Source organism: Photorhabdus machadonis, from assembly GCF_052657765.1.
On sequence record NZ_CP199761.1, the window covers coordinates 2,661,653 to 2,686,855 of the forward strand.

General features: G+C 41.2%; 21 protein-coding genes and 1 pseudogene. 16 read left to right on the plus strand and 6 right to left on the minus strand.

The features are described 5' to 3' along the window. Positions 1-40: 40 nt before the first annotated feature. Positions 41-502, minus strand: coding sequence for a YchJ family protein (locus ACUN2T_RS12680; protein WP_445497765.1), 462 nt, complete (start codon positions 500-502; stop codon positions 41-43). Positions 503-658: 156 nt separating this feature from the next. On the opposite strand from ACUN2T_RS12680, the gene rssB reads away from it, so the two are divergent. From rssB to ACUN2T_RS12700, 4 genes are all read left to right on the plus strand, one after another. After that, positions 659-1,684 carry a two-component system response regulator RssB gene (gene rssB / locus ACUN2T_RS12685; protein WP_445497766.1) on the plus strand — a complete coding sequence of 342 codons (1,026 nt, stop codon included), beginning with the start codon at positions 659-661 and terminating at the stop codon, positions 1,682-1,684. 419 nt (positions 1,685-2,103) lie between these two features. Continuing rightward, positions 2,104-3,021 (plus strand): UTP--glucose-1-phosphate uridylyltransferase GalU, encoded by a 918-nt coding sequence (gene galU / locus ACUN2T_RS12690; protein ID WP_445497767.1) that lies wholly within the window; start codon positions 2,104-2,106, stop codon positions 3,019-3,021. 25 nt (positions 3,022-3,046) lie between these two features. Beyond that, on the plus strand, positions 3,047-4,390 hold the full coding sequence (locus ACUN2T_RS12695; RefSeq protein WP_445497768.1) for a UDP-glucose dehydrogenase family protein: 1,344 nt from the start codon (positions 3,047-3,049) through the stop codon (positions 4,388-4,390). Between the two features lie 8 nt (positions 4,391-4,398). Beyond that, positions 4,399-5,412 carry an NAD-dependent epimerase gene (locus ACUN2T_RS12700; protein ID WP_445497769.1) on the plus strand — a complete coding sequence of 338 codons (1,014 nt, stop codon included), beginning with the start codon at positions 4,399-4,401 and terminating at the stop codon, positions 5,410-5,412. A gap of 296 nt (positions 5,413-5,708) precedes the next feature. Here ACUN2T_RS12700 and hns read toward each other — a convergent pair whose 3' ends face one another. Continuing rightward, positions 5,709-6,113 (minus strand): histone-like nucleoid-structuring protein H-NS, encoded by a 405-nt coding sequence (gene hns / locus ACUN2T_RS12705; RefSeq protein WP_021325507.1) that lies wholly within the window; start codon positions 6,111-6,113, stop codon positions 5,709-5,711. A gap of 639 nt (positions 6,114-6,752) precedes the next feature. Here hns and ACUN2T_RS12710 point away from each other — a divergent pair. Next, positions 6,753-7,349 (plus strand): thymidine kinase, encoded by a 597-nt coding sequence (locus tag ACUN2T_RS12710; protein WP_445493396.1) that lies wholly within the window; start codon positions 6,753-6,755, stop codon positions 7,347-7,349. Between the two features lie 127 nt (positions 7,350-7,476). On the opposite strand, the gene adhE is transcribed toward ACUN2T_RS12710, so the two are convergent. Continuing rightward, on the minus strand, positions 7,477-10,125 hold the full coding sequence (adhE, locus tag ACUN2T_RS12715) for a bifunctional acetaldehyde-CoA/alcohol dehydrogenase (protein ID WP_445493397.1): 2,649 nt from the start codon (positions 10,123-10,125) through the stop codon (positions 7,477-7,479). Between the two features lie 411 nt (positions 10,126-10,536). Here adhE and ACUN2T_RS12720 point away from each other — a divergent pair. From ACUN2T_RS12720 to ACUN2T_RS12760, 9 genes and pseudogenes are all read left to right on the plus strand, one after another. Further along, positions 10,537-11,183, plus strand: a pseudogene (locus tag ACUN2T_RS12720) (YchE family NAAT transporter). A 561-nt stretch (positions 11,184-11,744) separates the two neighbouring features. Next, positions 11,745-13,382, plus strand: coding sequence for an ABC transporter substrate-binding protein (locus tag ACUN2T_RS12725; protein ID WP_445493398.1), 1,638 nt, complete (start codon positions 11,745-11,747; stop codon positions 13,380-13,382). A gap of 135 nt (positions 13,383-13,517) precedes the next feature. Next, positions 13,518-15,158: an oligopeptide ABC transporter substrate-binding protein OppA gene (gene oppA, locus ACUN2T_RS12730; protein WP_445493399.1), complete on the plus strand. Its 1,641-nt coding sequence runs from the start codon at positions 13,518-13,520 to the stop codon at positions 15,156-15,158. 85 nt (positions 15,159-15,243) lie between these two features. Continuing rightward, positions 15,244-16,164, plus strand: coding sequence for an oligopeptide ABC transporter permease OppB (oppB, locus tag ACUN2T_RS12735; protein WP_021325326.1), 921 nt, complete (start codon positions 15,244-15,246; stop codon positions 16,162-16,164). A gap of 14 nt (positions 16,165-16,178) precedes the next feature. After that, on the plus strand, positions 16,179-17,087 hold the full coding sequence (oppC, locus tag ACUN2T_RS12740; protein ID WP_445493400.1) for an oligopeptide ABC transporter permease OppC: 909 nt from the start codon (positions 16,179-16,181) through the stop codon (positions 17,085-17,087). Positions 17,088-17,096: 9 nt separating this feature from the next. Beyond that, positions 17,097-18,095 carry an ABC transporter ATP-binding protein gene (locus tag ACUN2T_RS12745; protein ID WP_445493401.1) on the plus strand — a complete coding sequence of 333 codons (999 nt, stop codon included), beginning with the start codon at positions 17,097-17,099 and terminating at the stop codon, positions 18,093-18,095. Continuing rightward, positions 18,092-19,093, plus strand: a complete 1,002-nt coding sequence (gene oppF, locus ACUN2T_RS12750) for a murein tripeptide/oligopeptide ABC transporter ATP binding protein OppF (protein ID WP_445493402.1) — start codon at positions 18,092-18,094, stop codon at positions 19,091-19,093. The genes ACUN2T_RS12745 and oppF overlap by 4 nt, the downstream gene beginning before the upstream one ends. A 253-nt stretch (positions 19,094-19,346) precedes the next feature. Further along, positions 19,347-20,300 (plus strand): aKG-HExxH-type peptide beta-hydroxylase, encoded by a 954-nt coding sequence (locus ACUN2T_RS12755; RefSeq protein WP_445493403.1) that lies wholly within the window; start codon positions 19,347-19,349, stop codon positions 20,298-20,300. Then, positions 20,288-21,502 (plus strand): MFS transporter, encoded by a 1,215-nt coding sequence (locus tag ACUN2T_RS12760; RefSeq protein WP_445493404.1) that lies wholly within the window; start codon positions 20,288-20,290, stop codon positions 21,500-21,502. Before ACUN2T_RS12755 ends, ACUN2T_RS12760 begins: the two co-directional genes overlap by 13 nt. A gap of 28 nt (positions 21,503-21,530) precedes the next feature. On the opposite strand, the gene ACUN2T_RS12765 is transcribed toward ACUN2T_RS12760, so the two are convergent. After that, positions 21,531-21,860, minus strand: coding sequence for an HI1450 family dsDNA-mimic protein (locus tag ACUN2T_RS12765; RefSeq protein WP_350305026.1), 330 nt, complete (start codon positions 21,858-21,860; stop codon positions 21,531-21,533). A 112-nt stretch (positions 21,861-21,972) separates the two neighbouring features. After that, positions 21,973-23,433: a cardiolipin synthase gene (cls, locus tag ACUN2T_RS12770; protein ID WP_445493405.1), complete on the minus strand. Its 1,461-nt coding sequence runs from the start codon at positions 23,431-23,433 to the stop codon at positions 21,973-21,975. Between the two features lie 250 nt (positions 23,434-23,683). Between cls and ACUN2T_RS12775 the strand changes: the two genes are divergently transcribed. Together ACUN2T_RS12775 and tonB are read left to right on the plus strand one after the other, a co-directional pair. Beyond that, positions 23,684-23,866 carry a YciY family protein gene (locus ACUN2T_RS12775; protein ID WP_445493406.1) on the plus strand — a complete coding sequence of 61 codons (183 nt, stop codon included), beginning with the start codon at positions 23,684-23,686 and terminating at the stop codon, positions 23,864-23,866. 125 nt (positions 23,867-23,991) lie between these two features. Continuing rightward, positions 23,992-24,648: a TonB system transport protein TonB gene (gene tonB / locus ACUN2T_RS12780; RefSeq protein WP_445493407.1), complete on the plus strand. Its 657-nt coding sequence runs from the start codon at positions 23,992-23,994 to the stop codon at positions 24,646-24,648. A gap of 68 nt (positions 24,649-24,716) precedes the next feature. Here tonB and yciA read toward each other — a convergent pair whose 3' ends face one another. After that, the gene (gene yciA, locus ACUN2T_RS12785) at positions 24,717-25,148 is read right to left on the minus strand and encodes an acyl-CoA thioester hydrolase YciA (protein WP_445493408.1); all 432 of its coding nucleotides are present in this window, start codon (positions 25,146-25,148) and stop codon (positions 24,717-24,719) included. Positions 25,149-25,203 lie beyond the last annotated feature (55 nt).

Sequence of the window (25,203 nt, forward strand, 5' to 3'; positions counted from 1 at the left end):
GATCCTTAAATCTTTTTCACTTTTTGTCTGTGGTGATTAATTAACCACAACATTTTTTGTATTTTTTACCTGAACCACATGGGCAGGAGCTATTACGGCCAGTTTGAGGTTTGACGCCGTCAATATAATACCAACGTCGGTCTATACGAAGAAAACGTGAACGCTCATGAATAAGTTGTTTATCTCGGGCTTTCTGATCAAGAAAGCAAGTCGAAAATTCAACATAGGCTTCGTCGTCGTTTTTACCTTTTTCAGTCGTGATAACATTTAATCCGAGCCATTGGGTAGCAATAAAACTCTGCTCTATATCTGAACGCCACTTTTCTGCCTGGCAGTCAGGATGCCAACTGGCAATAAGGTAATCGGCATTATGTTTTACATAGGCACTGTATCTGGAACGCATCAATAATTCGGCGTTTGGGGCAGGTTTTGTGTTTTTGAGATAGGGAGAACAGCAATCCGCAAAATCCATTCCACTGCCGCAAGGGCATAATTCTGTCAAAATAACTCCAATTGTAAAGGGTGAAATACCATTTTATGCGTTTTCTATTGCAAAGAAACGTAAGAGAACAAATGATAGTCACTTTATTGAACTAATATGATTGATAGTACCTAAGAACAGGTGAAAGTCGCAATATTAAGCTAAGGGAGCGTGTTTATGGAAAAAGCACTGACAGGCAAACAGATTCTGATTGTAGAGGATGAACCTGTTTTTAGTTCTTTGCTGGCTGGGTATTTGCGAACGTTGGGCGCTAAGGTATTGGTCGCATCTAATGGTGCTATTGCACTACAGGTGCTGGGACGCGAAGCGCATATTGAGCTTATTTTATGTGATTTAGATATGCCGGTTATGAATGGCATTGAATTTGTTGCGAAATTGACTAATGAGGGGATTAATATTCCCGTTATCATTATTTCAGCGACTAACAAGATGGCAGAAGTTGATGAAGTGCTTCGTTTAGGTGCAAAAGATGTTTTATTAAAACCTGTTGCAGATTTAAATGAGATAAAAAAAGCAGTACTGGCCTATTTACATCCAGCTGTTTTTATGTCTGGTGCAATTGAACAGAATAACTTGAATAAAGATTGGTTAACGCTAAAACATAATTCAGATGAAGCATTAAATATGCTTAAGCAGTTACAACCCCCGGTTTCTCAGGTGATTGCCCACTGTAAAGTCAATTATCGAAAATTAAATATGATTGATAAACCAGGATTAATTCTCGATATGGCTGCGTTATCTGATAATGAATTAGCTTTTTATTGTCTGGATATCAGCCGTTCAACAGAGTATGGTGTGATTTCAGCATTATTACTCAGAGTCGCATTTAACAGTTTGTTGCAAGAGCATATCACTCATCATTCCCGGCGTTTACCCAGTATGGCAGGTATTCTAAACAGGATTAATAGCTTGTTGGAAGATGCAGGATTACAAGGGCAATTTCCATTGCTGCTTGGGTATTATCATACAATCAATAAAACGGTTTTGCTTACTTCTGCGGGGTTACATGCCAGTATTAAGTCGGGTAACCACCAAATCCAATTAGATAGTGGTGTTCCTCTTGGGACGTTGAGAACAATTTGTTCAAACCAAGTTTGTTCTCATAGTGCTGAATGGCAATGTCGGATTTGGAATACAGATAGTCAAATAAAATTGATGCTTTCCTCAGTGTATTCCGGATGAATATTACCAAGGTGGGATTTTGTTTAAAGCAGATATTAAACATCAAGTCACGGTGATGTCATTAAACAGGGTGGTGCTATTTATCGGGTAGAATTAGCTGGTATACTCAGTTCATTATGCTTGGAATCTATCTAATCAGGCTATTTCATTCGCCACTCTTTAGTGCAAAGAGCGGGTTTAGTCCGGCTCAGATAAAAGCGATAACTTTTGAGTGTACTATTAATATGACCAGAAGGGCGGGCAAAGCGATGTGTTCTGTGTCTGCGTCGGTTTTTGTATGCTGCCCGCACTTTCGATTTATTGACAAGAATGGTCTGCAATAATGACGCTTTATTGGAATAGGCTCTTAAAGAGCCAGCACTGATTTTGAGTTGGAGGCGGATTTGTTTCAGCCAAAAAAACATCAGGAGAAAAGATTAATGCCATCAGTAAGTAAAATAGTAAAAAAAGCCGTTATTCCCGTCGCGGGATTGGGAACAAGGATGTTACCTGCGACGAAAGCAATTCCGAAAGAGATGCTGCCCTTAGTGGATAAACCGCTTATTCAGTATGTTGTTAATGAATGTATTGCCGCTGGCATTAATGAAATTATCCTGGTGACTCATTCATCAAAAAATTCAATTGAAAACCATTTTGATACCAGTTTTGAGTTGGAAGCTATCCTTGAGCAAAGGGTGAAACGTCAGCTGCTGGATGAAGTTCAATCTATTTGTCCAAATCACGTCACTATTATGCAAACTCGCCAGGGAATTGCTAAAGGATTAGGTCATGCGGTGTTATGTGCCAAGTCCTTAATTGGAGATGAGCCTTTTGCGGTAATACTCCCTGACGTTATTCTTGATGAGTACAGTACAGATCTGACTAAATATAATCTGAGTGAGATGTTGGTTCGTTATAATGAAACGGGAGCTAGCCAGATATTAGTAGAACCTGTACCTCATGAAGACGTTTCCAGTTATGGTATTGTCGATTGTCAGGGCGAAAATCTTCAACCCGGTGATAGTAAACCCATTAAGCGTGTGGTTGAAAAACCTAAACCGGAAGAAGCGCCGTCAAATCTTTCTATTGTTGGTCGTTATGTGTTGTCTGAAAAAATTTGGCCATTATTGGCAAAAACAGCGCCAGGTGCTGGAGATGAGATTCAACTTACCGATGCTATTGCTATGTTAATGGAAAAGGAACCCGTAGAAGCCTATCACTTGCGGGGGGGAAGCCATGATTGTGGTAATAAGCTCGGTTATATGCAGGCGTTTGTCCAATATGGCATGAAACATCATGCCTTAGGCAAAGAGTTTACTGATTGGCTAGTGGCTTTGCAGGATCAAGCTAAAGAATAATCTTGTGGAAATTTTTAGGTATCATATGAAAGTTACGGTATTTGGTATTGGTTATGTTGGCTTGGTTCAGGCTACGGTTTTAGCTGAAGTCGGGCATGATGTCCTTTGCATTGATGTAGATGAAAATAAAGTTGAAAATCTGAAAAATGGTCAAGTCCCCATTTTTGAACCTGGCCTAGCGCCACTGGTGAAGAAGAATTATGAAGAAGGCCGCCTGAATTTCAGTACTGATGCAAAAGCTGGTGTTGCTCACGGTAAATTACAGTTTATTGCGGTAGGTACGCCGCCTGATGAAGATGGTTCAGCGGATTTGAGGTATGTCTCTGCTGTTGCCCGTACTATTGCGGAGTACATGGATAGCTATAAAGTTATTATTGATAAATCTACCGTTCCTGTTGGTACCGCAGATAAAGTTAATGCGGTTGTCAATGAGACTCTGCGTAAACGCAATATTGATATCCCATGTGATGTGGTTTCTAACCCGGAGTTCCTCAAAGAAGGGGCTGCTGTTGCAGATTGTATGCGCCCTGAGCGGATTATTATTGGGTGTGACAACGACAGAGTCGTTGACCTGATGCGTGAGTTGTATGAGCCATTTAACCGTAATCATGATCGTATGATTGTGATGGATATCCGCAGCGCAGAACTGACGAAATATGCCGCGAACTGTATGTTGGCAACAAAAATCAGTTTCATGAATGAGATCGCGAACTTAGCTGAAATGCTGGGAGCGGATATTGAGCATGTTCGTCAGGGAATGGGTTCTGATTCCCGTATTGGCTATCATTTTATCTATCCGGGCTGTGGTTATGGTGGCTCATGTTTTCCGAAAGATGTGCAGGCGTTAATTCGTACCGCAGAGCAAATTGGCTATCAACCCAAGATTCTTCATGCTGTAGAACAAGTGAATGAACTGCAAAAGCGTAAATTGCCTTCTTTTGTCAAACGCCATTTCGGGGAAGATTTATCCGGTAGGACGTTGGCTGTCTGGGGATTATCGTTTAAACCGAATACCGATGATATGCGTGAAGCGTCGAGCCGTGTTTTGATGGAAACATTGTGGCAGGCAGGAGCCAAAGTACAGGCTTACGATCCTGAGGCTATGCAGGAAGCCCAACGTATTTATGGTCAGCGTGATGATTTATCATTGATGGGGACTAAGGAAGCGGCGCTTAGTGGGGCAGATGCCCTGATTATCTGTACTGAATGGCAAAGTTTCCGTGCGCCGGATTTTGATGTTATCAAAGCATCTCTTAAGACGCCGGTTATCTTTGACGGGCGGAATCTCTATGATCCTGAACGCCTGCAATCCCGTGGTTTTACTTATTATGGGATTGGTCGTGGTGCATCCATTAACCCGGTTATCTGAGTGATACGATGAAATTCTTAGTGACAGGTGCGGCTGGTTTTATTGGCTTTCATGTGAGTCAGCGATTATTGAAAATGGGGCATGAGGTTGTGGGTATTGACAACCTTAATGACTATTATGATGTGAATCTCAAACAAGCACGGTTAGATCTATTATTTGATAAGCCGGGTTTTAAATTTGAAAAGCTGGATTTAGCTGACAGAATAGCCATTTTCGATCTTTTTGTGCGACATCAATTCCAGCGGGTTATCCATCTGGGGGCTCAGGCTGGTGTTCGCTATTCGTTGCAAAACCCAATGGCTTACATTGATTCGAATATAGTCGGGCATATCAATATCCTGGAGGGTTGTCGCCATAATAATGTTGAGCATTTATTATATTCTTCTTCCAGCTCTGTTTATGGGTTAAATAGAAAGCAACCGTTTTCGACAAACGATTCAGTTGATCACCCAATTTCACTATATGCGGCAACTAAAAAATCAGATGAATTAATGTCTCATAGTTACTCTCATCTTTATCAGTTGCCAACGACAGGCTTGCGGTTTTTCACCGTATATGGGCCGTGGGGGCGTCCTGATATGGCTTTATTTAAGTTCACTAAAGCGATGTTATTAGGGCAGCCTATTGATGTTTATAACTACGGTAACATGGTTAGAGATTTTACTTATATAGATGATATTGTTGAATCAATAATCAGGTTGCAAGACATCATTCCTACATCAAATGAGAGCTGGATGGTTGAGGATGGGCAAATATTTGCCAGTTCTGCTCCTTACTGTATTTATAATATTGGCAATGGTCAACCAACTAGACTAGGTGATTTTATTGAGGCGATAGAAGAGTCATTAGGCATTCAGGCCAAGAAAAACTTTATGCCCATGCAAGATGGTGATGTTCTATCGACCTGTGCTGATTCTAGTGACCTTTTTCAAAAAATAGGATTCGCCCCCAATACGCCGCTCAAGCATGGTGTGAAGCAGTTTGTAGAGTGGTATTTGAATTTCTATCATCGTTCAAAATAAGAAAAAGGAGCCACTGGCTCCTTTTCTATTGAATCACTGACAGCGCCCAAAAAGAAGTAAATTAGGGTACCTGCTTGGTTATTAATTTGCCTTAGCATTGGCTAAGTTAGTAACTGGCTAGCGCTGTTTCACAACAAAGAAATGACACTACAGGTTGTTACTTGATTAAATGCTTGTCAATGATGTTTAAGCTCATATAACAGGCATTAATCCGTTTGTCAGTTAAACCGTTTATATAATAAAAATACCCTTGTAAGAGGGTATTTTTATAATTAAATCAATTCAAAAACAATGTGTTAGAGCAAGAAGCTTTCCAGAGTTTTTCCTTCGTCTTCAATTGCTTTTTTGATAACAGCAGGTGTACGTCCCTGGCCAGTCCAGGTTTTAGTTTCACCGTTTGTATCAACATATTGGTATTTAGCTGGACGCGCAGGACGTTTTGTTTTACCAGCAGATTTGCCGGCGCTCATTGTCTGAAGCAATTCGCTTGGATCAATTCCTTGTTCAAGAATCATTTTACGAACTTCTTCCAATTTACGTGAACGTTCCTCTAATTCAGCTTTTACCTGACTTTCTTCTTCACGGCGCTCTTCAACAGCGACGGTCAGTTTTTCAAGTATTTCTTCTAAGAACTCAAGTTCACATTCTCTTGCTTGAGCTCGTAAAGTACGGATGTTATTTAGGGTTTTTAAATCGCTCATTGTCCTGGTCTCAAATTATAATGATGATGGCTGATGTGGATATAATAATAGAATGCTATTTTATTTTCTGCAATAGTCAATTTCTCATATTCGGATAAAATGACTCTTTTTTTTAAACGTAATTTCTTTACAAAAGTTATATAGCGCTTTTTATACAGTTATTTCGATTGTCATTCCACAATAACATGTTCAGGGTACCTTTAACAAAGGGCATGATTATCTCTCTAATTTATAAACCAAGCATATACTAAATCGGTAAGTAATTTTAACTGTTTCTTATCATACCTGTTAAGGCCGAATAATACTAAGTTAAAAAAAACTTATGACTAATCCATGAGTTATCGTCGATTTTCTGTGACTATTTTCTGGAAGTAAGTCACGTACATTATTAATTTGTATACAATATGCAACAAATCAGTCTGGCTTTCATTTCTTAATTTAAACATGAACATTTGTCGTTCAAATGTGCTTTATTACCCATTTGATGTGATCAGTGTCATGAATCATTAAGACATCACTAAGCTAAATATTTCTGTATATCAATCGGTACAGCTTACTGAGATGGATAATCACCACTAAAGTTTATGGTAAACTTATCTGACTATATGGCTTTATAAATTTTGTTAAGAGGCAGGGCCGATGGCTCAACTTTATTTTTATTACTCCGCAATGAACGCCGGAAAATCGACATCACTGTTGCAATCTTCTTATAACTATAATGAGAGAGGGATGAGAACGCTGATTTTTACCGCAGAAATTGATATCCGGTTTGGCAAAGGAAAAGTCAGTTCTCGTATTGGATTATCTGCTGATGCACTTCTGTTTAGCCAACAGACAGATATTGTTGAGTTAATCAGAAATGAAAATATGCAGGAAAAAGTGCATTGTGTGCTGATTGATGAGTGCCAGTTTCTCACAAAAGCGCAGGTTGAACAGTTATGTAAGGTGACTGACTACGATGATATTCCGGTTCTTTGCTATGGGTTGAGAACGGATTTCAGCGGGGAGCTTTTTAGTGGTAGTCAGTATCTTCTGGCGTGGGCTGATAAATTAGTTGAGTTGAAAACTATTTGCCATTGTGGGCGTAAGGCAAGCCGTGTATTACGTTTTGATGGAGAAGGTGTGGCTATTTATGATGGTGAACAGGTTGATATTGGTGGTAATGAAAAATATGTGTCTGTTTGCCGTAAGCACTATATGGATGCTATCCGTGAGGCTAAGGAAAGACGAAGATAAGTTTATATCCTGTTGTCTGTTGTAAAGCTTCCTGAGGCCGTTTGAGGGGTTGGGTTAGCCTTGAGAAAATGGGCAGAGGTAACGCTAAAGGGGGCTAATATCAGCCCCTTTAAGTGGTTTAAATCAGTTAACAGCCTGTTTTTTTCGGGGGAGCTGGTGTTACCTCTGTTTCTGAGAATTCACGTCCATAGAATGAATCCAGCAATAGTTGTTTCAGCTCAGAAATTAGAGGGTAGCGTGGGTTAGCACCAGTGCATTGGTCATCGAAGGCATCTTCAGACAACTTATCAATTTTCGCCAGGAAATCAGCCTCCTGAACACCGGTTTCGCGGATAGATGCTGGGATACCCAGTGTCGATTTCATCTCTTCCAGCCATGCCAGTAGTTTTTCGATTTTTGTTGCCGTATGGTCGCCGGCCGCAGACAAACTAAGATGATCTGCAATTTCAGCATAACGACGGCGGGCTTGCGGGCGATCATATTGGCTGAATGCAGTCTGCTTAGTTGGGTTATCGTTAGCGTTATAGCGGATAACGTTACAAATCAACAGTGCGTTAGCAAGACCATGTGGAATGTGGAACTCAGAACCTAATTTATGTGCCATAGAGTGACATACACCCAGGAAAGCATTAGCAAATGCAATACCCGCAATAGTTGCAGCATTATGAACCCGTTCACGGGCAATTGGGTTAGCGGCACCTTCGTGATAGCTGGCTGGGAGGAACTCTTTCAGCAGTTTTAGCGCTTGCAGTGCTTGCCCGTCAGAGTATTCGTTTGCCAGGACCGATACGTAAGCTTCCAGGGAATGGGTGATTGCGTCCAGACCACCAAAAGCACACAGTGATTTTGGCATATTCATCACTAGGTTGGCATCAACGATAGCCATATCCGGTGTCAGGGCATAATCAGCCAGTGGATATTTCTGACCGGTTGCATCATCAGTGACAACAGCGAAGGGTGTCACTTCAGAGCCTGTACCGGAAGTTGTGGTAATCGCTACCATTTTCGCTTTAATCCCCATTTTGGGGAATCGGTAGATACGTTTACGGATATCCATAAACCGCAGGGCTAATTCTTCGAAATGTGTTTCAGGATGTTCATACATCACCCACATAATTTTGGCTGCATCCATTGGAGAACCACCACCCAGGGCAATAATGATATCCGGTTTGAATGAGTGCATTTGTTCTGCACCCTTACGCACAATGCTTAGGGTAGGGTCTGCTTCAACTTCAAAGAAAACTTCGGTTTCTATCCCGTGGGATTTCAGCACATCAGTGACCTGATCAGCATAGCCATTATTGAATAAGAAACGGTCTGTTACGATGAAGGCGCGTTTTGCACCATCGGTTGCGACTTCCTCTAATGCGATAGGCAGTGAACCGCGGCGAAAGTAAATTGATTTCGGAATTTTATGCCACAGCATGTTTTCTGCTCTTTTCGCCACAGTTTTGGTGTTGATGAGATGTTTTGGCCCTACGTTTTCAGAGATGGAGTTTCCTCCCCATGAACCGCAGCCCAGTGTCAGCGATGGGGCAAGTTTGAAATTATAGAGATCCCCGATACCTCCTTGGGAAGCGGGTGTATTTACCAGAATACGGGCTGTTTTCATTTTTTCGCCAAAATATCTGATCCGTGCCGCTTGATTGTCCTGGTCAGTATACAGGCAGGATGTGTGACCAATGCCCCCCATTTCAACCAGTTTTTCTGCTTTCTCTACCGCGTCTTCGAAATTGTTTCCACAATACATCGCGAGTAATGGCGACAGTTTTTCGTGGGCAAAGGGCTCTACTTTATCAATCAGGCTTACTTCTCCAATTAGGATTTTGGTTCTTTCCGGAACATGAATACCTGCCATTTCAGCAATTTTCGTTGCGGATTGACCAACAATCTCTGCATTTAGGTTACCGTTTTTCAGGATGATATCTTGAACCGCTTTCAGTTCCTTACCTTGTAACAGATAACCCCCATGAGTAAAGAAACGTTTACGCACCTGATCATAAACAGAATCCACTACGATAACGGATTGCTCTGAAGCACAGATAACGCCGTTGTCGAAAGTTTTGGACATCAGAATGGAGGCAACAGCGCGTTTAATATCAGCTGATTCGTCAATGACGACCGGTGTGTTACCGGCACCAACACCGATTGCCGGCTTACCAGAGCTGTATGCCGCTGTTACCATACTTGGGCCACCGGTCGCCAGGATCAGGTTGATATCCTGGTGGTGCATCAATGCACTGGAAAGTTCAACAGACGGCTCATCAATCCAGCCAATAATATCCTTTGGTGCACCGGCTTCAACCGCAGCACACAGAACCAATTCAGCTGCTTTATTCGTTGCTTTTTTAGCGCGTGGATGGGGTGAAAAAATAATACCGTTACGGGTTTTCAGGCTGATTAACGCCTTAAAAATAGCGGTGGATGTTGGGTTAGTTGTTGGCACGATACCGCAGATTAAGCCAATAGGTTCGGCGATAGTGATGGTGCCGAATATTTTGTCTTCGGACAAAATGCCACAGGTTTTCTCATCTTTATAAGCGTTATAGATGTATTCGGAAGCGAAATGGTTTTTGATCACTTTGTCTTCGACAATCCCCATCCCTGATTCCGCCACGGCTAATTTTGCTAAAGGGATGCGTGCGTCTGCGGCTGCAAGGGCTGCGGCACGGAAGATTTTGTCAACTTGCTGCTGAGAGAAGTTGGCAAATTCACGTTGTGCTTTTTTAACCCGGGCAACCAGCTCGTTCAATTCAGTAATATGAGTTACAGTCATAAAGAGGTACTCCTGAAAATATTAAAAACCTTTTAATATCAATAAATAAGTGTTTTGTGGACTATTTGGTTTGGTGATTTTATGATGGCTACAGGTTACCATTTGGTATTAAATAGATATTGATCTTAATCACATAAATTCCAAGCTGACTCCATTCAGCTTGAGTGAGTGATCATTATTGTTCGTTGGGTGATAAAAGCGCTAATCAGGTTGAATATTTAACCTAATGAAAGAATTGGGTTAACGACTTGTTATATAAGACATTTTGAATTGAAAAATGCGTTTCCGGCAATGGAAATCGAAGCGTTATCCGTATAATGTAAAGAAAAAATTAAGTTTTCTATGATTTTTGGGTGAGTGAGCATATGAAAATATTTTCATTAACACTGCGTAACTCAAGAGGGGGTATACGTGGGTGACTTACTGCTGGATCTTCTTGGTTACATTAAATTTTTTGTTGGGTTGTTTGCGCTCGTCAATCTTGTTGGTATTTTGCCGGTTTTTATCAGCATAACTCACTACCAGGCTCAGGTCAGCCCGCAATAGAACTAATTTTATCGCCAATACTTCGGTTGCCATCATTTTTATGGACAGCTTTGCTACTGGGTGATTCGATACTGCGGACGTTTAGCATTTTCATCGACTCTTTCCGTATTGCTGGTGGGATCCTTGTTGTCACCATCGCTATGCCGATGATTAACGGTAAACTTGGGGAGGACAAGCAGAATAAGCAAGAAAAATCAGAAACAGCCATTAGAGAGAGTGTTGGTGTTGTGCCGCTGGCATTGCCGTTAATGGCTGGCCCCGGGGCGATCAGCTCTTGTATTGTTTGGTGTTCCCGCTATCAGGGGCGGCAGAATTTTATTGGGTTGGTGTTAACCAGCGCTTTGTTTGCTTTTTGCTGTTGGTTGTTATTCCGATCAGCTCCCTTAGTCGTCAAATATCTTGGGCAAACAGGCATTAACGTTATCACCCGAATTATGGGGCTGCTATTGATGGCTTTGGGAATCGAACTGATTGTGACAGGGATCAGAGCATTATTTCCAAGGTTACTCTGATACGATTGACGATAAAAGGTGCTGGATTTTTTTCGAGTCAAATTACAAATTATAATATTCTTGTCATTTTTATTATAAAGCCTGTTTTATGGGCTTTTCTTACTTATTTTACTGGTACTTCCTGAATTTTATACAAATAACCCAATATTTTTCTAAATTATTCTTGCCTGCTAGTTCAATCTGTAACTGGTTGCTTCCACCACAGTTTTGTGATGAATGTAGGTTTTTAATTTGCATTGATTGCAATTTGTTAAAATTATGTTTATTTTCATCTATGGACTACCTTTGTTTACTATTTTAGTTAAGTTAAATGTAAATAAAGTGATGTATATCAATTTCTTATGGCGTTTTATGGGATGTTTTATCAATTAATGTAATAGACTGCATTAAGTTGTTTGTTAAGGAGGTTTTTTACAATATGGGAAGGGTATTTTAACAATTGATATGATAAGTCGCCTTTAATATTTAATCTGTTACTTTGAGCTAAATAATGTGAAGGTACTGGCCCTTATAGGATATATGCGAAATGAATGAGCAGGTTCACCAAACTGGAGGTAAAAAATGAAGATCAAGCAATTAAAATTACATAAGTTTATTTCCTGTATATTTTTATTATCGGTATTTCCTGTTACGGCCGTGTTTGCCGCTGACGTCCCAGAGGGTGTGAAGCTCGCGGATAAACAGCAGATTATTATCAATAATGGCACAGAAGTTGCCTCGCTTGATCCACATAAGGTCGAAGGTGCGCCGGAAACCAACATTATTCTTAATCTCCTGGAAGGATTAGTCAGTACGGGTTCCGAGGGAGAAACTGTTCCAGGAGTTGCGAGCCATTGGGAAAATCAGAATTACAAAATCTGGACTTTTTATCTGCGTGATAATGCTAAATGGAGTGATGGAACCCCCGTCACTGCCCATGATTTTGTGTATAGCTGGCAACGATTAGCTGATCCAAAGGTGGGTTCACCTTATGCCAGTTATCTTCAATATGCTTACGTTGAAAACATTAATGATGTTCTAAAAGGCAAAAAATCTCCTGACCAGTTGGGGGTTAAAGCGCTGGATGATCATCGTTTGCAGGTTACTCTGACGCATCCCGTGCCTTATTTCGTCAATATGCTCAGTCATACGGCAATGAAACCAGTGAAAAAGGATCTGGTTGAAAAATTGGGTAATAAATGGACTCTGCCAGAAAATTATGTGGGCAATGGGGCGTATCGGTTGAAAGAGTGGGTGGTGAATGAGCGAATTGTGATTGAACGGAATCCACAATACTGGAATAACGGTAAGACTATTATTGAGCAAGCGACGCTTTTACCACTTCAGTCCGAAACCAGCAGTGTTAACCGCTATCGTAGTGGGGAAATAAATATCACCAACAGCGCTATCCCTCCGGATTTGTATCGGAAAATGAAAAAAGAGATCCCTGATCAGATGCACGTCAGCCCTTATCTCTGTACGTTCTATTACGAAATTAACAATAATAAACCCCCGTTTACTGATGTAAGAGTCCGTGAAGCCGTTAAGTTAACTCTCGACAGGGAGATTATTGCGGGGAAAATTATGGGACAGGGGCAAATACCGGCCTATGGTTTTACTCCAACGTTTATCGGTGGCGGTGATTTTTCTAAACCAGAGTGGGCTGACTGGACACAGGAACAGCGCAATAAGCGTGCCAGAGAATTACTGGCGCAGGCGGGTTTTCATCAGGCGAATCCGCTGAAGTTCACATTGCTGTACAACACATCTGATCAAAATAAACAGCAAGCTATTGCCGCCGCTTCCATGTGGAAAAAGAATCTGGGAGCTGATGTGATTTTACAGAATCAGGAATGGAAAACTTCTCTCGAAAGCCGCCACCAAGGGAATTATGAGGTTACCAGAGCAACCTGGTGTGCGGATTACAATGAACCTACTGCGTTTTTAAATATGTTGCTTTCTCATAGCAGTAATAACACGACTTTCTACCAGAATAAAAATTTCGATAGCTATCTGGAGCAGGCGTTAGCCGCTAAAGATGCGGCTGCACGTAAGAAGTTATACCAACAAGCTGAATTTCAACTTGATAAAGACTCGGTATTGATTCCCGTTTATTACCGAGTGAGTGTACGGCTTGTTAGCCCATCAGTGGGAGGGTTTTCAGGGAAAGACCCATTGGATTATATGGATATTAAGCGGCTGTATATGATAAAAAATTAGACATTAGTTTTACTCAAAAGAGTTACTGGCCCTGCAAACAAAATCGTTCCTTTTGAATGCAGGTGATAATCCGACCCGTATTTCTGGGCCTCGACTGATAAAAAGTCTGACGATGTAAAATTGGAGTAGAAAAAGATGATAAACACAACTAAGAATAAATTACTTACTGTCAGCATCAGTGCTGTACTAAGTATGGTAGTGGCGAGTCAGGTATTTGCTGCAAAAGTGCCAGATGGTGTTCAATTAGCTGATAAACAGGTTTTAGTTCGTAATAACGCCTCTGAGCCGCAATCGCTGGACCCTCATAAGATTGAAGGGGTGCCGGAATCACATTTGGCTCGCGATCTGTTTGAAGGTGTTGTAATCGTTGGGCCGTATGGTGAAATTTTGCCGGGTTCTGCAACCCGTTGGGAAAATAAAGACTTTACCGTTTGGACATTCCATATGCGTAAAGATGCTAAGTGGTCTAATGGTGACCCTGTCACTGCTCATGATTTTGTTTACAGCTGGCAGCGTTTGGCTGATCCTAATACGGCTTCTCCTTATGAAAGTTATCTCCAATATGCCCATATCACGAATATTGATGACATCATCAGTGGCAAAAAGAAACCGGATACTCTGGGTGTAAAAGCACTGGATGACTATACATTACAGCTCACATTGAGTGAAGCGATTCCTTATCTGCCAAAGCTTTTGGCTCACCCCTCAATGTCGCCGGTTCATCGAGCTACGGTGGAAAAATATAGCGAAAAGTGGACTCAGCCGCAGAATTTTGTAGGTAATGGCGCTTTCAAACTGAAAAACTGGGTGGTCAATGAACGTATTGTGATGGAACGTAGCCCAACATACTGGGATAACAAAAATACTGTTATTGATCAGGTCACTTTCCTGCCAATTTCCTCAGAAGTAACAGATGTAAACCGTTATCGCAGCGGTGAAATTGATATGACTTATGCCAATTTGCCGATTGAGCTATTCCATAAACTGAAAAAAGAGCTCCCGAACGAGTTGCATATCAACCCATATCTATGTACTTATTATTACGAAATTAATAACGAAAAACCGCCATTTAATGATCCTCGCGTCCGTACTGCATTGAAATTGGCTATGGACCAAGACATTGTGACAAATAAAGTAAAAGCACAGGGTGATATCCCTGCTTACGGTTTTACACCGCCGTTTATTGATGGTATGAAAGAGGTAAAACCAGCGTGGTTTACTGAGTGGAACCAGGAAAAACGTAACCAGGAAGCCAAAAAATTACTGGCTGAAGCGGGTTATACTAAAGATAATCCATTGAAATTTAACTTGCTTTACAATACCTCCGATCTACATAAAAAAATTGCAATTGCAATAGCTTCTGTCTGGAAGAAGAATTTAGGTGTTGATGTTCGTTTGGAAAATCAGGAATGGAAAACTTTCCTTGATACCCGACATCAGGGCAATTACGATGTAGCCCGTGCTGGCTGGTGCGCCGATTACAACGAACCTTCTTCATTCCTTAATATGTTACTTTCTTACAGCAGTAATAACACCTCTCATTATAAGAGCAGTGAATTTGATAAGCTGATGAAAGAATCCCTGCAAGTAAAAACTGATGATGAGCGTGCGGTCGTTTATCAAAAGGCAGAAGAGCAGCTAGATAAAGATTCAGCTATTGTTCCCCTTTATTACTATGTGAATACCCGGTTAGTGAAGCCCTATGTTGGTGGTTATACAGGGAAAGATCCTTTGGATAATCTACACACCAAAGATTTTTATATTATCAAACACTAATAGTTGCAGGGCGGCCCGGAAAGGGCTGCCTTAGTGTCAGATTATTTTAAGGCCAGGGTTTAGGGCCAACACATAGGAACGGGCAATGCTTAAGTTTATTTTACGCCGTTGTTTAGAGGCGATCCCGACACTTTTTATTCTTATCACGATTTCGTTTTTCATGATGCGGCTGGCGCCAGGCAGCCCATTTACCGGTGAGCGGAAATTGCCGCCAGAAGTGATGGCGAATATTGAAGCGAAATATCATCTGAATGACCCCATGTATAAACAATATTTTGATTACTTAATCCAGCTTTCCAAAGGGGATTTTGGGCCGTCTTTTAAATATAAGGACTACACAGTTAACGATCTGGTCGCGACGGCATTTCCGGTATCGGCTAAATTAGGCGCATCGGCATTTATTATGGCGGTTGTGCTGGGGGTCAGCGCCGGGGTTATTGCTGCACTTAACCAGAATACAAAGTGGGATTATACCGTGATGGGATTCGCCATGACGGGGGTTGTTATCCCAAGCTTTGTTGTGGCGCCGTTATTGGTGCTGGGGTTCGCTATTCACCTTAAATGGTTGCCGGGAGGAGGCTGGAATGGCGGGGCGCCAAAATTTATGATCTTACCCATGGTAGCATTGTCTTTGGCCTATATCGCCAGTATCTCGCGTATCACCCGTGGTTCGATGATAGAAGTACTGCACTCTAATTTTATCCGTACTGCACGTGCCAAGGGGTTACCATTACGTATCATTATATTCCGTCATGCCTTAAAACCCGCATTGCTGCCGGTCATCTCTTATATGGGGCCTGCTTTTGTCGGTATCATCACCGGTTCGATGGTGATTGAAACGATCTTTGGTTTACCGGGAATAGGTCAGTTATTTGTTAATGGGGCGTTGAACCGTGACTATTCATTGGTACTAAGCCTGACGATTTTGGTTGGTGGCCTGACTATTCTGTTCAATGCGATTGTTGATGTGTTGTATGCCGTCATCGATCCGAAGATCCGTTATTAAGATTGGAGCGCGCAATGATAGTCAATAAACAAAGCAGCGAAGCTCTGGAAAATTTCTCTGAGCAACTGGAAATTGAAGGCCGCAGTTTGTGGCAGGATGCACGACGTCGTTTTATTCACAACCGGGCAGCAATTGCCAGTTTGTGCTTGTTATCGTTGATTACTTTGTTTGTGATCCTTGCACCGATGCTGGCCCAATTTACTTACGATGATACTGACTGGGCTATGATGTCTATGCCACCTGAGTTTGAATCAGGTCATTATTTCGGTACCGATTCCTCTGGTCGTGATTTACTGGTACGTGTTGCTATTGGTGGGCGTATTTCATTGATGGTTGGGATTGCCGCAGCCTTGGTTGCCGTAGTTGTTGGAACGTTATATGGGTCATTATCCGGTTATCTGGGTGGAAAAATAGACTCAGTGATGATGCGTCTGTTGGAGATCCTGAACTCATTCCCATTCATGTTCTTTGTGATCCTGCTGGTGACCGTTTTTGGGCAGAATATTTTGTTGATATTTGTCGCAATAGGTATGGTGTCATGGCTTGATATGGCGCGTATTGTCCGTGGTCAGACACTGAGCTTGAGACGTAAGGAATTTATTGAAGCGGCACTAGTGTGTGGGGTGCCAACCCGTTACATCGTGTTACGCCATATTGTCCCTAACGTATTGGGTGTGGTGGTGGTTTATGCATCTTTATTAGTTCCAAGCATGATTCTGTTTGAATCATTTCTTAGCTTTCTGGGATTGGGAACGCAGGAGCCATTAAGCAGTTGGGGAGCGTTGTTAAGTGATGGTGCAAATTCGATGGAAGTTTCCCCGTGGTTGCTGATGTTTCCTGCCGGTTTTCTGGTGGTGACCCTGTTTTGTTTTAACTTTATCGGCGATGGCTTGCGTGACGCCCTCGATCCGAAAGATCGTTAAGGAGGTAACATGAACAGCGTTAAAAACCAGAAAAGTTCTGAGTCGTTGTTAATTGTTAAAGATTTGAACGTAACTTTTAGTACCCCAGATGGGGATGTTACCGCAGTGAACAAGCTGAATTTTGATTTACGGGCAGGGGAGACACTGGGAATTGTCGGTGAATCGGGTTCTGGAAAATCACAAACCGCTTTTGCGCTGATGGGATTGCTTGCCAGAAACGGCACAATTGGCGGTTCTGCTATTTTTAATGGCAGGGAAATTCTTAACTTGGCAGAGAAAGAACTTAACCGCATGAGAGCGGAAGAAATATCAATGATATTTCAGGACCCAATGACTTCTCTCAATCCCTATATGCGCATTGGTGACCAGCTCACAGAAGTATTAATGTTGCATAAACGTATGAGTAAAAGTGAAGCATATCTTGAATCGATTCGGATGCTGGATGCCGTCAAAATGCCAGAAGCGCGTAAACGTATGAGCATGTACCCTCATGAGTTTTCTGGTGGAATGCGTCAGCGCGTGATGATTGCAATGGCACTATTATGCCAGCCAAAATTGCTGATTGCTGATGAACCGACAACTGCACTTGATGTTACGGTTCAGGCACAGATTATGATTCTGTTGAATGAACTGCAACAGGAATTTAATACCGCAATAATTATGATTACTCACGATTTGGGGGTAATTGCCGGTGTTTGTGACAAAGTACTGGTGATGTACGCGGGGAGAACGATGGAGTATGGCACGGCCCGCGAAGTGTTTTATCAACCAACACATCCTTATTCTATTGGCCTTCTTAATGCTGTTCCTCGCCTTGATGGTGATGAAGAGTCATTGACGACAATCCCGGGGAATCCGCCTAATTTATTACGGTTGCCGAAAGGGTGTCCGTTCCAGCCACGCTGTCAGTTTGCAGTAGACCATTGCGCGGCTTGTGAACCACAGTTAGAGGCATTTGGCAATAGGCGTTTGCGAGCCTGTTTTAAAGCACCGGGAGAATTGGTATGAGTCCGATTGAAGAAAGACGTGTGTTGCTGGAAGTGGCCGATCTGAAAGTTCACTTTGATATTAAAGATGGCAAACAATGGTTTTGGCAGCCAGCAAAAACCCTGAAAGCGGTTGATGGCGTTACATTAAGGTTATACGAAGGGGAAACCCTTGGTGTGGTTGGTGAATCCGGTTGCGGTAAATCGACTTTTGCCCGTGCAGTGATCGGATTGGTCAAGTCTTCTGGTGGCTCAGTAACTTGGTTGGGAAAAAGCCTGCTGGATCTGAATGATAAACAGTGGCGGGATATTCGCAGTGATATCCAGATGATATTCCAGGATCCATTAGCATCGCTGAACCCGAGAATGACGATTGGCGATATTATCGCTGAACCACTGCGCACTTATCATCCTAAGATGAAAGCGCTGGAAATCAAAGACCGGGTAAAAGCAATGATGATGAAGGTTGGGTTATTGCCGAATCTGATTAACCGTTACCCGCACGAATTCTCTGGCGGTCAGTGCCAACGTATCGGGATTGCCCGTGCGCTTATTCTTGAGCCTAAGTTAGTGATTTGTGATGAGCCAGTATCTGCACTTGATGTATCTATTCAGGCTCAGGTAGTGAACTTGTTGCAGGAATTACAACGGGAAATGGGGCTGTCGCTGATTTTTATCGCCCATGATCTTGCGGTAGTTAAGCACATATCTGATCGTGTATTAGTGATGTATCTTGGGCATGCGGTGGAGTTGGGCACTTATGATGAGGTTTATCATAATCCACAGCACCCTTATACCAAAGCATTGATGTCGGCAGTGCCGGTACCTGATCCGGATAAAGAGCGAAATAAACACATTGAGCTGTTGGAAGGAGAATTACCGTCACCCATTAATCCGCCATCAGGATGCGTTTTCCGTACACGTTGCCCGATGGCAGATCCTGAATGTGCTAAAACCCGACCATTGATGGAAGGGAGTTTTCGCCATGCGGTGTCTTGTTTGAAGGTTGATCCATTATAAATTATTGGTGACGTTGTCAAAAGTATTAATTAAGTTAATGTTTTTTGGTGTGGTTGGTATAATTGAATTTTACTTAAGAAAAGGAGACGTCAATATGAACAATATCGATCTTTCAAAATTGTTCATCCCAAAAGGTCATTTGTATACTGCTGTTGTTATCATCAATTTAAAGTGAGTGTTATCTGACGTCATTAAAGTGTCCAAATGGAATCATCTGGACACTTTAATATCCTTTATTAATAAGGAGTTTGTCATGACTACTGTCATTGAGAAGAATAAGTCATTTTTTGAAGATGAAGTGTTGTCTTCATTAAAGTATTTGTCTGAAAACTTCAATATTACCTTCAACGATGAGTTAAAAATAAATTATAACTGGAAAGTTTTTGCCAACTACTTTTTGTGTGTTGATGCGATAAAAGAGCAAAACCAAAAAAATGCAGAAAATTTCTTAAAATCTGCATTAGATCACTTATCTGTTCACAATCCTAATACATTGGTTCCTAGTAGACCGGAAATATCAGTTATTACTAATGCTAACATCTCGGAAGATATATCAAAAACTTTAAAAGATATCTATGATAAACCGGATAATGACATCAATGATGATGGTGTTTATGCATTCGGCCCATTCACGGGAAACTCAGAGGAAGAAATAGTTAAAATACATCAATCGTTGGATCTCATGAAATCTGTTTCACCCTACTACTACGACTTTGTCAATTCGTTAATAAAGCATATTGTTTTGGTCGGTCAAACTGAACGTGGGGGCATAAAATCGGGATCAACATTAAAAGCGTTGGGATGCATAATTATTTCTCCCAATACGAAGGAAGAGATCAGCTCAATAAACCAATATATTGAAGATTTGGTTCATGAGGCATCACACTCAAAATTATTTTTAGAGCAAACCAAAGATCAGCTTGTCAACAATCCTATAGAAAATCTCTATACGGCACCATTCAGAAAAGACAAAAGGCCAATGTCAGGTATTTATCATGCCAATTATGTGCTTGGTAATATTGTGTCTTATTTCAGACAAGCTGTTAAATCAGATACCAATAGCAATAGCAATGAAAAGTTCTTGGAAAGGGCATTAACTCGGTATAATGAAACATACAATATCATAGAGCAGTATGGCGACCTAACAGAAAGGGGTTATGCGATATTCAAGGAAATGAAGGAACGAGTTGACCAATGTTTAAATTAAAAAGTAGCCAATCACTATATTTTTTAGTTTCATACATCCTCAACTCGATGAATAATTGGGTTTTTAAATTTATCGCTCCGTTAGTTCTTTATTCAGAAACAAAATCATTACAAATGATGACGATTAGCTATGGATTGCTGTTTACACCAAATATCATTGCCCCTCCGGTAGCTAATCTGCTCGAAAACAGGCTTGCAAAAAAAGCAAGCCTATTAATACTGAATCTAATTGGCTTGCTTTTATGTCTCTTTTCCTATACCTACTTTGAGATTAATTTTAGTAACCTTGTTTTCTTTATGGTGGTATTTTTGTTATCATCCATTCTTATCTTGTATCAAACCATTATTCACAGTACATTGAAAGAGATATTACCACATAAAGAAGACATGGAGGAAATGAGTAGGAAAATTGCTTTTGTCGATAGCTTATTTCCTGCTATAGGGCCAATTATCGGTGCAACCATATTAAGTTATTTAGGTTATAGTAATGTATTTCTTATCATCGGTGTCATATATGTGATTTCTATGTTTATTTTGACCAAAATAAACATAGAATTAAGAGTAAAAACCACCGGTGAGCATTTCATCTTAAAAACTATCAAAGGTTTTAAACTTATTAAAGATAATTTATTTGTTAATTATTTACTGAGGCGATTTTTCTTTTCAAATATAGCCTTACATGGATTCCAATCTATACTGACATATTTTTTAATCGAAAGATTCAATTTGACGGATATACAATTAGGATTGTTTTTTGCTATGTCCACGGTCGGGTTAATTATAGGAGTAAGGATCGGCAGGATTATTTATAAGAATAATGTTAATAAATGGCATTTGATTTCTATTACAGGGATAATATGTGCTCTGTGTTTAATTTGTATACCTATAGCTAATAACATCTATATTTCATCAATAGCGTGGAGCGTTGTTATGTTGTTGAGTGCCATCAACTTAATTGTTTTTTATACTGAACGACAGACTAATTATCACCAAGATGAAGTGGTGAGTGTTATTTCTGCATCTTACATGATTATCTATTCTGCAATACCTTTTGGCTCTACTGTTTCTTACATTTTGTCACGTTACATGCAATCAAATGATGCAATGATTACATTAGGCACTTATTTACTTCTCGTCAGCATCTATTTCTTATATGAGGCGCTGAGGAGTACAAAAGTAAAAGATGAAATTGATATGTCTTAATATTGTCTGTACTCTATTGTCGCTACAATTACTCTTTCCACAAAATATGGCAAATCTGGTGAGATTTTTCCCGACAAATCAGAATACGGGCAAAAATATCATTAATCTCAGCATCCTCAGATTCAGCTAGCCCGATAATCACCTCTGCGAAAAAATCAGGGTTTAGATCGAAATCCACATGTTCCAGCCAATCCTCAGAAGGAGCCAGTAATTCTGCGCCGCCCCGTATTTCGAATTGTAAGCTGAATAGCAAAATATCCGCAGGATCAAGATTGGATGATGCCAGCTCAAGAAAGATGTCATACGCTTTCTCAAGGGTTTCATCTTCTGTCATTCGGTTATTGAGATCTAAATCCATTGTTTGTGAAGGGTTGTTGTCCATATCAATTCATTGGTCAGTAATGATGGGATAATTAAAGCATGACGGAGCGTTGATTGGTACCCCCATCTTGTCAAGATGAGGGTATTGGTTACAGTAGTGGGCTGAAAAAGTAACAAATGCGTTCAATTATTCGATGCCACAAAGGGCGTTGTTCCCACTCATGGATTTCCAGCAATGTAGAATGGGCGATGTAATCGTATTGCACCAGAGTCAGATCATTACCAAAGTTTTCATCATCAATAACCACGGTAATTTCAAAATTCAGCCACAGGCTGCGCATATCAAGATTAACTGAACCAACCATACTGAGTTGGCCGTCAACCAAGACACTTTTGGTATGTAATAAACCGTCTTCAAACTGATAAATCTTAACGCCCGCATTCAATAGTTCAGAAAAGAATGCACGACTTGCCCAGCGAATAAGGAAAAAATTATTTCTGCTAGGAACAATAATAATAACTTCCACCCCCCTTAAAGCCGCAGTGCAGATAGCATTCATCAGGTCATCACTGGGAACAAAATAAGGGGTGGTTAATATCAATTGCTTACGGGCAGAGAAAATAGCCGTCATTAAAGATTGTTGAATTAACTCTTCAGGGAATCCTGGACCAGATGCAATAATCTGAGTTGTATGCCCGCTGGCTTGTTCAAATGGCATGATATTGTTGTCTGGTGAGGCTGGAAAGATGCGTTGACCTGTTTCCATTTCCCAGTCACAAGCGTAAATAACCCCCATCGTCGTGGTAACCGGTCCTTCCATCCGCACCATGATGTCGATCCATTGTCCAACGCCGGCGTTTTGCTTAAAAAAGCGTGGATCGACCATATTCATACTGCCGGTGTAAGAAATATAGTTGTCTATCAGGATAATTTTACGATGTTGGCGCAGATCCATCCGGCGTAGAAATAAACGGAAGATATTGACTGGTAAAGCTTCAACAAATTCAATTCCCGCCTGGCGCATGATGTCAGGGTATTGGCTACGGCAATATAACCAGCTGCCGGCTGAATCCACCATAACACGGCATCTGACTCCTCGGTGTGCCGCAGCCATAAGGGCATCAGTCACTTGTTCAATCAAGCCGCCAGATTGCCAGATATAGAACATCATCTCAATGCTGTGTTTGGCATTCTCAATATCTTTGATGATGGTTTTTAGTGAATTGTCATAGGTTGTCAGCAGTTGGATCTTGTTACCCTTAACGCCTTCAAGCCCTTGCCGCCGTTCGCAAAGTTGGAATAAAGGTGTCGCGACTTCGCTATTTTCCGTGGCGAAGATATGACGAGATTTGCGCAATTCTTCAAGCCATACCGTTGTTGACGGCCACATGGCTTTTGCCTGCTCAACTCGGCGTTTTCCCAAATGCAACTCACCAAATGACAGGTAAGCGATAATGCCAACTAAGGGCAGGATATAAATAATCAGCAGCCAGGTCATCGCGGAAGTTACAGGCCGGCGTTTTATTAAAATACGTAAGGTGATACTGGCAACGAGTAGCCAATAGAAGAAAATAGCAAGCCAACTTAGGACGGAATAAAAGGTTGTCATGTTCGGCAATCAATCCTGTTTTGTTCAAACATCTTTGGTGGCGTTTAACTCGGTTTCCCTGAAGCACGGGATATACACGATCTAATTAACCTGATGAATTTACCAAAAAATTGGCAAGTATACTGCAAGCATGATACTTGATATGGGTCATTTCGCACTATTGACATAAAAAGGACTATCCAGATACGCTTTGGATCTCTTTTTTAAAGGCCTATATAATGAGCGTGGTATTTTTTACAGGTATAATTGTATGAGACATAGTCGGAATGAAGTAGGAAGGTGGCGGAGATTGCGCCAGAATTCCAACCGTCGTCGCCGTTGGCTGGAAGGACAATCAAGACGGAATTTACGTATTTATTCACTACGTAAATTAGATGTTTATAAACAGCGGCGAGCTTTATTGTTTGTTCAACATAGTGAATGGGTGCATTAAAAAATAATATTTTTGGCTTTATATTCACGCTCACCTACAATCTTTATTGAATATGATTGCTATTTGCATTTAAACTAGCAGTCATTCGAGGATTGACTACTATGCTGCTAATCAAGAGCCCCCTTATGCGTTGGATACATTGGCCAATATTACTATCAGTTTGTTTGCATATTTCTGTTGCTGCTGCACTTTTTTGTTCTGCGATACCGGAAAGGCAGTCTGACGCTGCACTTATGTCTGTAGCTATGATTCAGTTAGCTGCTGAGGAAGTCTCGGTTTCACAACCGGCGGCACCTGAACCCGAGTCAGAACCAGAAGAGCCGGAACCTGTTCCAGAACCGGTGATCCCAAAGCCAGAGGTAAAGAAGCTAAAACCCAAACCGGAAGTGAAGAAGAAGGTTGTTAAAAAGCAATCTGAGTCAGTTGAAAAGACAACTGAACAATTGGAAAAGCCACTGGCTAACCGGACTGATAATGACCAGAATAAACCGGCAACTAATACGGAAATTAAATCGCAGAATGGACCAAAAGCGTTAAATAAATCATTACCTATTTATCCATCCAGAGCGTCAGCACTGGGTATTGAAGGTAATGTTAAAGTCAAATATGACATTGATGAAGACGGTCGGGTAAAAAATATCGAAGTGATTAGTGCCAATCCACCTAATGTTTTTGACAGAGAAGTAAAAAAAGCAATGAGAAAATGGCGCTATGAAAAAATACCCGCTGTTGGCTATATCACAACAGTAGAATTCAAAATAACCGGTATATCCCAATCTTGATTGGCGGGAAAATGCAGATAAAAAAGGAGCGTGGTTCAGACGCTCCTTTTTTGCATTAATAATCAGGCTTATTCGTCAGCGCTGTTGGTCAGTTGGAATTGGGTTTTTCCTTCAGGTAATTGGCGGGGGGTATTATCCTCATTAACAGCAACATAAGTGAATACCGCTTCGGTTGCACGATAACGTTGACCTACAGGCCCAGATGCTACTTTCTTCACCCAGACTTCGATGTTAATAGTAATTGAGCTGTTTCCGGTTTTGAGACAATGCGCGTAGCAGCAGACGACATCACCAACAGCGACAGGTTTAAGGAAAGTAATACCATTTACTCTGACAGTGACAACACGGCCTTCCGCAATTTCTTTTGCCAGAATTGCGCCACCAATATCCATTTGTGACATCAGCCATCCGCCAAAAATATCTCCATTGGCGTTGGTATCAGCGGGCATAGCCAGTGTGCGGAGGACTAATTCTCCGTTAGGTAATTGTTGTTGTGTCATTGAAAATTTTACTTTATTTGATGAAAAAACAATACCTGCCTACAGACGATAGCAG